The 9,215-nt window shown below is 55.9% G+C and carries 11 protein-coding genes; all 11 read right to left on the bottom strand.

Annotated elements, in window-relative coordinates; genetic code table 11:
- Window positions 1-772 (bottom strand): M20 family metallopeptidase (locus tag ABYV26_RS14510; RefSeq protein WP_372682069.1); only part of this gene is annotated, 772 nt, incomplete at its 3' end.
- Window positions 773-810: 38 nt separating this feature from the next.
- On the bottom strand, window positions 811-1,542 hold the full coding sequence (locus ABYV26_RS14505) for an aspartate/glutamate racemase family protein (RefSeq protein ID WP_372682068.1): 732 nt from the start codon (window positions 1,540-1,542) through the stop codon (window positions 811-813).
- 8 nt (window positions 1,543-1,550) lie between these two features.
- Window positions 1,551-2,726: a M24 family metallopeptidase gene (locus ABYV26_RS14500; protein ID WP_372682067.1), complete on the bottom strand. Its 1,176-nt coding sequence runs from the start codon at window positions 2,724-2,726 to the stop codon at window positions 1,551-1,553.
- 27 nt (window positions 2,727-2,753) lie between these two features.
- The gene (locus ABYV26_RS14495; protein WP_372682066.1) at window positions 2,754-3,992 is read right to left on the bottom strand and encodes a Glu/Leu/Phe/Val dehydrogenase; all 1,239 of its coding nucleotides are present in this window, start codon (window positions 3,990-3,992) and stop codon (window positions 2,754-2,756) included.
- Window positions 3,993-4,162: 170 nt separating this feature from the next.
- Complete coding sequence (locus ABYV26_RS14490) at window positions 4,163-4,753, bottom strand: hypothetical protein (RefSeq protein ID WP_372682065.1); 591 nt, start codon at window positions 4,751-4,753, stop codon at window positions 4,163-4,165.
- Window positions 4,754-4,777: 24 nt separating this feature from the next.
- Entirely contained in the window at window positions 4,778-5,113 is a 336-nt protein-coding gene (locus tag ABYV26_RS14485; RefSeq protein WP_372682064.1) for a hypothetical protein, read from the bottom strand.
- 94 nt (window positions 5,114-5,207) lie between these two features.
- Window positions 5,208-6,056, bottom strand: a complete 849-nt coding sequence (panB, locus tag ABYV26_RS14480) for a 3-methyl-2-oxobutanoate hydroxymethyltransferase (RefSeq protein ID WP_372682063.1) — start codon at window positions 6,054-6,056, stop codon at window positions 5,208-5,210.
- 51 nt (window positions 6,057-6,107) lie between these two features.
- Complete coding sequence (locus tag ABYV26_RS14475; RefSeq protein ID WP_372682062.1) at window positions 6,108-6,884, bottom strand: IclR family transcriptional regulator; 777 nt, start codon at window positions 6,882-6,884, stop codon at window positions 6,108-6,110.
- Window positions 6,885-7,184: 300 nt separating this feature from the next.
- Complete coding sequence (locus tag ABYV26_RS14470) at window positions 7,185-7,343, bottom strand: hypothetical protein (RefSeq protein ID WP_372682061.1); 159 nt, start codon at window positions 7,341-7,343, stop codon at window positions 7,185-7,187.
- 114 nt (window positions 7,344-7,457) lie between these two features.
- Window positions 7,458-7,688, bottom strand: coding sequence for a MoaD/ThiS family protein (locus ABYV26_RS14465; RefSeq protein ID WP_372682060.1), 231 nt, complete (start codon window positions 7,686-7,688; stop codon window positions 7,458-7,460).
- A gap of 7 nt (window positions 7,689-7,695) precedes the next feature.
- A partial coding sequence (locus ABYV26_RS14460) for an aldehyde ferredoxin oxidoreductase family protein (RefSeq protein ID WP_372682059.1) occupies window positions 7,696-9,215 on the bottom strand: 1,520 nt, incomplete at its 5' end.

The raw sequence follows: 9,215 nt of genomic DNA, 5'->3' as shown, positions 1-9,215 counted from the left end.
TGGAGCCCTCCAGGTCGATCTTGTCCGGGATGATGTTGCTCTTGGTGCCCCCCGAAATCTTGCCGAACATGATGACGGTCGACTTGAGGTTGCTGATCTCCCGGGTCTGGATCATCTGCACCGTCTGAATCAGGTTGGCCGCGGCAATCACGGGATCTACAGCATCCTCCGGGACGCCGGTATGGCCCCCTTTGCCGAAAATGGTCATTTTAAAGACGTCCAGTCCGCCCATCACCGGCCCTGCTGTGATGCCGATTTTTCCGGATTCAACTGGTGTCCAGACATGCAGGCCCATCACCGCATCGACCGTGGGGTGGTCAAGGACCCCTTCTCCAACCATGGCCCGGGCACCGGCGATCTCTTCATCGGGCTGGAACACGAATTTGATCGTTCCCGCAACGGCGTGTTTATTCTGCGTCAGGACCTTGGCCGCCACCAGCATCATGGCCATGTGCGCGTCGTGGTCACACGCATGCATGATGCCCGGGTTTTGGGACTTGTATTCAAATTCATTCTCTTCGCTAACCGGCAGGGCGTCCATATCCGCCCGCAGCATCAGAACGGGACCCGGGCGGGAGCCTTCAAGAAGTGCAATTACGCCGGTTTTGGCCATGCGCTGGGTGGTCAGACCCAGGTTCTGTAGGTAGGATTCAACCACTGTTGCGGTGCGATACTCTTCAAAGCCTAGCTCTGGATGCTGATGGAAATCCCGCCGAAGCGCGACCAGTTCATCGCGATACGTTTCGATCTGCTCAGATATCTGAATGTCCATGTCTCGTTGGCCTCTTGAAAACGAATCGTATGGCTACTTTATATGAAGCCCTCGTAAGGTTGTTTGACCACTGCCGAAAAAACGAAGTTAATCATGCTGATGTAGTCGAAAACCGGCATTTGAAGCGCCCTTTGCAAGGCTGAGGCATATGGCGGCAGCAGGCTGCACTCCAGGAGCAGGGCCTTCACCGAATCGTCAGCTGCCATGAGACAACGGCCGGCAGCTACCACTTCGGCTTCCACTTTGGTCGGGTCCAGTGAGCCCGACTCTTCGATGGCAAACCGGTAAAAGTCGGGCTGTTCTTCCAACCCTTGGATGACCAGTCGATCGACATCGGTCACCCCAACGGCGGCCAGCAGCGCTTCATCCAGGCTGCGCCCATCAGCCGTGATCACACCGACCTTGCCGCTCTCACCCAATATGGAGAGAATAAACGGAATCTGCAAGAGACTGGAGAGAAACACAGGAACCGGGAGTTCACGGGCCAAGCGCTTTTGATGCAGAGCCATGAACCCGCAGTCACCGGTAATGGCTCGTACCCCCTGGTCCACCAGCTCACAGGCCGCATGGTGCAGACCATCGTAGATCGAGGGGTCCTTACCGATGGCACGCGCTACCGTAAATCCCTCGACTTTGCGAAAACGCACTGGAAAGGGGTAGGTGGTGGCGTTGGCCACATCACCGGGGATGAAGGGTACCGATGTATCCAAAAGGAGGATACCGATGGCCTCTCCGCTGCTGACTTGTCCTTTTCTAGCCTGATAGATCATGCGCTTGCTTATCCCTTGACGAACAGTTTGCGGGGCACATCGGCGAAGGTCTCGCAGCCTTCTTCGCTGACACGGAACGACTCGCTGCATTCGAATCCATAGTCATCCATCCACATGCCCAAGATCATGTGAAAGGTCATGTTGGTAGCCAGGATGGTCTGGTCGCCGGGGCGCAGGCTGGCGGTATGTTCACCCCAATCCGGTGGGTAATTGAGACCCATGGCATAGCCGATGCGTGACTCTTTCTCCAAGCCGACCTTGGCGATGTGTGAACGCCAAATCAGTTCCACCTCCTCTGCACGCATTCCCGGTTTGATGCCGTCCAGGGTGAGATTGAGGCCTTCTACGGTGTGCTTGGCCAGTTCCACCAGCTTGGCCGGCGGGTTTTTACCTAAATAGGCCGTACGCGCGATGGGGCAGTGATAGCGATGCCGGCAGGCCGCCAGCTCCAGGTTGACCATCTGCTCGTTCTCATAGGGTGCATCGGTCCATGTCAGGTGAGGCGCCGAGGTCTTCTCTCCGGTGGGCATCATGGGCACGATGGCCGGATAGTCTCCGCCGAATGCCTCGGTTCCCGACATCTGCGCCTGGTATACGGCGGCCACGGCATCGCACTCGCGAACGCCCGGTTCGAGACGCTCGATGGCCGTGGTCATCACCCGGTTGGCGATCTGACCAGCCTCACGCATGATAGAAATCTCGGCATCCGACTTGACCAGGCGAATCCAGTTCACCAAGAGGTCGGCATTGGCAAAGGATGCGTTGGGCAGGTTTTTCTGCAGCTCGGCGTAGGCGCGGGCGGTAAAATAATAGGCATCCATCTCCACGCCAATGGTCTTTGCCCCCCAGCCTCGCTCGGCAATCACATCCCCCACAAAATTCATGGGATGCCGCTGCAGGGTCTGAATATAGTTTTCCGGATATCCGATGATATCCGTTGGTGACAAAAAGGTGGTATGCCGTGCGCCGGCCACATCCATTCGCCGCCCGATCCACATGGGGGTATCCGCATCCAGACTGACCACGACACACTGGGGTACATAAAATGACCATCCGTCATATCCGGTCAAGTAATTCATGTTGGCTGGATCCGAGACAACCAGCACTTCAATTCCGGCATCTGCCATCCGAGTCTTGGTATTGCCAAGGCGTTCGAGGTATTCGCTTTTTTTAAACAGGGTCATAGCTCCTCCATTGGGTCGACGGTTCAATCACACCCAACCTCTTAGTTTCATGGCTTTTTCAATCTTCTTCAATGCACTGATCCACGTGCCGGTCCGTAACGTAGCCCCGTCGTGAACCCGGGCCGTTTCTGCCGCATCGCGATAAGCTGCGAGAATCCGCTTTTCCAGCATGGCATTGACGGTGTCCAGGTCCCAGTACTGGTCGGAAAGCCCCTGGGTGCGCTCAAAGTGGCAGACGGTGGCACCGCCGCTGTTGGCCACCACATCGGGAACGATGGTCACTCCTTTTCCGGCCAGGATCTCATCGGCCTCGGTGGTTACCGGGCCATTTGCCCCTTCCACGATCAGCTTAGCCTTGACATCGGCGGCATTGCCCTGATGAATGACGCTCTGCACGGCAGCCGGGACAATGATATCGCAGTCGATGGCGAAAATTTCCTCATTGGCGACTGGCTCGGTGCCGGGAAAATCGACCACCTTGCCGGTTTCGGCCACATGGGTTTTGAGCGCCGGGATGTCGATGCCATCGGCATTGAAGATGCCGCCGAACACATCGCTTACCGCCACGATTCTGGCCCCTTCGGCATCGAGGAGCTCTGCCAGCGCTGATCCAACCTGACCGAAGCCCTGGACTACGGCCCTGCTTTTGGAGATATCCATGCCGAGGTCTTCGGCCGCAGCCTTCAGGGTAATGAATACGCCACGACCGGTGGCCGCTTCACCACCTGCCGAGCCCCCCAGAATAGCCGGTTTGTCATTGATGGCCGCCGGGCAGTGATGGCCGGTAATCTGCTCGTATTCGTCGAGCATCCAGGCCATGGCTTGCTCACCGGTACCGATATCGGCGCCGGGAACGTCGGCCCAGGGGCCCTTGGGGGAGAGTGCGCGTACAAAAGCGCGCACCAGCCGCTCCATGTCGTTTTGGGTCAATTCGGACGGATCGGCCTGGATGCCGCCCTTGGCGCCGCCTGCAGGGATGGCCGCCGCGCAGTGTTTGATGGTCATGAACAGGCCCAGGGCTTTGATCTCGTCCAAGGTGAGGTTGGGACGGATGCGCGTGCCGTTGCGGCAAGGCCCCAGGGCATCGCAATAGTGAACGCGATAAGCGGGAAAGACCTTGAAATCGCCGCTATCGAGCTTCAGGGGTATATGGAACTGTTGAATCCGCTTGGGCGCCTGAAGGATTTTCATCACCCGTTCGTCAATTCCGCCGATCCTTCCGGCTTGATTAAGGGTGTTGATCGCTACTTCAAAAACATTATTCATCTTGGTCACCTTTAATTTACTATTGATGCTAGTTTCTTACCGACGTCCGATGGCTATGGCAAATCGTTCTCAACGACTCAGCCAATCATGCCAAAGGCTGTCCATTGGCGTGTTCGGATCGTTGGTCGTCTTCGAATTTTCAATCTGGGCCCGTATAAGCGACCCAACGATTAACCGACCACTGGCAGGATCAAATCGGCCGGTCCCTTCCCGGACGTTTTTAACTGTGGGGCGTGACGGCCCATCAGTTCCTGAATCACCTGGGCCATTTTGACTTTTTCACGCACCAGATCCCGATGGAAAGACTCGAATGCCCATGGCTTATAAATGTCGCCTTCACTCGTGCCCGGTTCGATTTTAAAATAGACCGGTGCCGCGACACGGGCAATCTCCGGCGCCTCGTAGGCACGGTACATGCCGCCAAAAGCGTCGACGATAATCACATATACGTCCAGGGGGATATCCACGGTCTTGCGGATGGACGACAGGATCGGCAGGGAGACGTCGGAAAGCGGGTTGAAGGAATTGACCCCCATGGACTCGACCACCTTGGCACCGGCCGCACTGCAGTACCCGCCGAATACCGAAAATTTAAAGATGGTTTCAGCCGGAATAACCCCTTCTGCACGCATCTTGTTGAGAATGAACAACACGCCTTCGTCATAGACGAGGAAGCCGCGCACACCGGCTTCGATATTTCTCATGATGTCGGCGATGTGGTAGGAGATGTTGTCCGAACCCCTCAGGCGAAATCCCTGCATCTGCCCTTCGTGGGTCGCGGCTTCTTAGGAGCCCGCATCCCAGCCTTTACGATGGCCGACCACCATGACCAATTCGATCTTCTCGTCATAGGCCATCTGAGCCATGGCCTTAAGTTCCTCAAAATCGCAGTAGGTTGAGCCGCCTACGGTGGCGATGGCGCGGTGAACGACGACATTGCGTTTTTTGGCCTCGTCGATCATGGCTTCCATGGTTGTGGCCCGTTCGACGCCGGCGATCTCGATCCGCCAATGGGCACCATCCGGAAAGGACTGGGTCGAGTCAGCCAAATCATAGCCGTCTCGGCCGGGAATACCTTCTTTTTCCATAAAATCACGAATTGTTTTCAATACGTCAGACATGTTTGCCTCCATTAAATGTAACTTGTTGGGTAAATTATTCTGGCCCGGCAGGCCTGGCGTTGCTGTGCCTTAGAAACCAGACAGGCGAAATCGATCAGCCGATCAGCTTTTTGAGCTTGGGCAATTCTCCATCAACCATTTTGTACGCATGTTCTTCTTTGGGGAACTCTCCGTTGCGGGCCTCCTGGGCGTATTGCTTGAATGCGGTAACTGTTTTCTCTCCCAGGTTTTCATATTTTTTAACGAATTTGGGCGTAAAGGCCTGAAAAATACCCAACACATCGCTGCAGATCATGAGTTGTCCATCGGCTTCCCAGCCGGCACCGATGCTGTATACCGGGATACTCAGCTGTTCGCGAATAATTCCGCAGACTTCGGGCGGTACGGCCTCCACTAGCAGTGCGAAGGCACCTGCAGCTTCGATTGCCTTGGCATCCTCGATAACTTCCTTTGCCGTCTCTGCGGTTCGCCCTTGGGCCTTGAACCCCCCCTGCTGACCCGAACTCTGCGGAGTGAGTCCGATATGCCCCATGACCAGCATCCCTCCGTCGGCGATAGCGCGAATTTGGGGGCATACGCGTACGCCGCCTTCTAACTTTATGGCGTCCACGCCGGCCTCTTTGTGAAATCGTCCGGCATTTCGCACGGCTTCTTCCACACTGACCTGATAGGACAAGAACGGCATATCACCGATAATAAACGTATTGGCTGCGCCCCGTCGCACCGCTTCGCTGTGCCAGATGCACTGGTCCATGGTCACCGGGACCGTGCCACTGTAACCGTAAATGCACATTCCCAGTGAGTCGCCCACCAGCAGCATGTCCATCCCGGCCTGCTCGGCAAAAGAGGCTGTCCAGTAGTCGTATGCGGTAATCCAAACCGCCTTTTGACCGTCCTGCTTTAATTTCAATAGATCGAATCGGGTCATCTTCTTTTTGTTCATGGTTGTTTTTCCTCCTTTTGATTTGCTCTCATATCGATTTAACTGAAGATTTCATTTTTCAGGCGCACCGATCATCCGTGAGATCCGACTGCACAGGGGCAGCAGTTTTGCCTGAATGGCATTGATCTTTTTTTTGGTCATCCGTTGGGTGGGGCCGGAGACGCTTACTGCGTATGTCGACCGGCCCTTGTGGTCAAAAATCGGTGCCGCCACGCATCGCAATCCCAGGCTCAGCTCTTCATCGTCAATGGCATAGCCGCGTTTTCTGATTTTCTGGATCTCGGTTATTAGCTTCTTCGGCGTCGTAATGGTTTTCGGAGACATCGCCACCCACTCCACCGATTCGAGGTAGTCCTCAAGCTCATGGCCAGGTAGAAAAGCCAGCACCGCCTTGCCTAGACCGGTGCAATATGCCGGCGCCAGCGCCCCCAGTCCGATGTCCAATCTCAATATTTCCGTACTGTCGATCTTGTCCAGATGGACGATGGCGGTTCCATCCCAATGTCCGAGGTTCACCGTTTCGCCACAATCGAGGGCCATCTCTTGCAGGAAGGGATGCACGCTATGGCGGATCTCGAATCCGTTTAGTTTTTTCATGCCGAGTTCGACGACTTTAAATGTCAACTGAAACTGACCGTCCTCTCTCTTCTCGACATAACCCAGATCACGCAGGGTAGTTAAAAAGCGGTGACTGGCAGCCCTGCTGGTATCCAAGTGATCTGCCATGCGTGAGGCAGACATTTCGCCCTTTGCGGCAAGAAGTTCCAAAAGCCGCAATCCTTTAGCCAGCGACGCAACAAAATAGTATTTTTCACCTTTTGGCGGCATCAATCATTTCTCAATTACAAGGAATTGGTTGATATGCTTTGGCTCACTTGGCCCTACATGTGTCTCACTATGCGTGACCATGTCTCTTTATGTGTGACATCATACTGACATGGACATGTCTTGTCAAGACGTATTGCAAAACACCTTGATGCCAATGTTTGATTGGATTCAATCGACTAAAATAGTAAGGGCAGGGTCTAAGAAAGGGATGTAATTATGAAAATGGCTTATTATGGGCGATAGGATCGGCCCACCGGCGGGATTGTCAAGTTACCTGAAGTATTGGTGAGATCGGATAAATTAATCCTCATCATCGATCCTGCCCCGGAACATATTTGGGCCAACGCCTCCCATCAGATGAAAACCCGCATACTCAAAAGCACCCACTCTGGAAGCGTTGAGGGAGAAAACGTTGTCCAGGCCGCCCTGGGCCTCGACTGCGATGATCGTGGCCATCATGCGCCCGTCCAACCGGCCGGCGAATGCCCAGTCCGGTTACTTGGTCGCAGTCAGGATGGATTCCTGCATCAGATAGCGATTACGGTTGACGTGGGTCGCCGACGGGATCAGGTATTATCCGCCGGATATGGGCGGCATCAGTACCAGCGTATCCCCTGCTTCGAAACGCGCATTTCTATCGGACCGTCGCCCGTTGATCAATGATACGTGGTCCTTTTCAGGTATGGCGAGCATCTCATGGACGTCTCCGAGGGTAGCCCCTCGTTCAAGCATCAGCGTAAATTTGCTCTGAACACCGGGGGCATACCTTTTGAGATCACCATATAATTGGATGAAAATTTGCATCTTTGAGTTAAGCCAGCCCAAGCCGGTCGAGCACCTCTTTTCCGGGAAGCCCGTTTTCCGTCCACCCACGCACACGGTAATAGTCCTCCAGCATCTCTTCCAGATGGCACACCAGACCTTTCGCCGGGCCCGTGGGCGCGGGCGTTTTGGTCAGCCGTTCGGGCAAACTGTCATCTTTGCGGGTGAAGCCTGCTCGGATCAGAAACTGACGTTCGGCGTTGATGATGCGTTCCCCCGCCTGCATGAGTTCTTCGAGGGTATAGTCAGCCCCGGTGGCGGCATTCAGGTACTCCAGGATGCCCACCGGCGCCACCCCCAGGTCCTTGGCCGCCAGATTGCGCACGGCGAAGAAGATGCACAAACCAGCCGAATCGATGATGGCCGACAGATCCTGAAAGGCTTTGGTGACCTTGGCTTTGCCTTCCCACTGGTGGGGGTCCATGGATTTGGGAACACCGAACAGTTCGAAATAGGCGGGGTCGCCGCGCATGTGAGAACCGCCGATGGGCGAGGTGGCATAGGCCAGCCCCATGGCTTGGGAACCTCGGGGTTCATAGCCGGGGAATTCCTGTTTCTTGGACACCGGTGCCAGTTCCGGATGCCCGCAGCGATCGGCCAGCCGGTAGCTGCCTTCGGCCAGCAGATCCCCGAAGCCCTCACGGTTGCCGGTCATGCGTGTCAGCTCCACCAGGGCGTCGGCATCGCCCCACCCCAGCGAACGGCCCACCTGTTCTTCCGACAGGTAGCCGCACTCCACCAGTTCCATGGCGCAGGCGACGGTGGCCCCCATGGTGATGGTGTCCATGCCCATTTCATTGCAGATGTAGTTGGCCTTGGTAATCGCCGCCAGGTCATCGATCATGCAGTTGGACCCCATGGCGTATACGGTTTCGTATTCGGGGCCTTCGCCTTCTCCGGCAAAGTGGGGGTCCTCGATTTTTGTCTTGCGGCCGCAGCCGATGGGGCAGCCATAACATGCCGAATTTTTCTGCAGGAATCGCCGGGTCAACTCCTCGCCGTGGATCTTCTCCCAGCCGTCGAAGGTGCCCTGCTGCCAGTTTTTGGTTGGCAGGACACCGAAATTCTGAGTGGCCATGACCACGCCGGCCGTGCCGTTGACCGTCAATCCCAGCGGGGTTTCCTTAACCCCCGCTTTAAAGGTGTCCAGAATTTGTTTGTTGAAGGCCTTGAAGCGGTCGGGGTCGGCCAGGGGGATGCGGCCCTTGCCCTTGACCACCACCGCTTTGAGATTTTTGCTGCCCATCACCGCCCCGACGCCGGAGCGCCCAGCTGCCCGATGCTTGTCATTCATGATGGAGGCAAACAATACGCGTTTTTCCCCGGCCGGCCCGATGCAGGCCACCTTGGCGTTGGCATCCGTCTCGGCAAGCAGCCGGTCGGTGGTCTGATGGGTATCTTTGCCCCACAAATGATCGGCACTGCGAAGTTCAGCCTTTTCGTGATCGAGGTAGAGGTAGACCGGTGCTTTGGATTGACCGGCAAAAACGATGGCATCGTATCCCGTGC

The organism is Desulfosarcina sp., assembly GCF_041551955.1.
GTDB lineage: Bacteria > Desulfobacterota > Desulfobacteria > Desulfobacterales > Desulfosarcinaceae > Desulfosarcina.
This window is presented reverse-complemented; position numbering and strand designations above follow the sequence as displayed.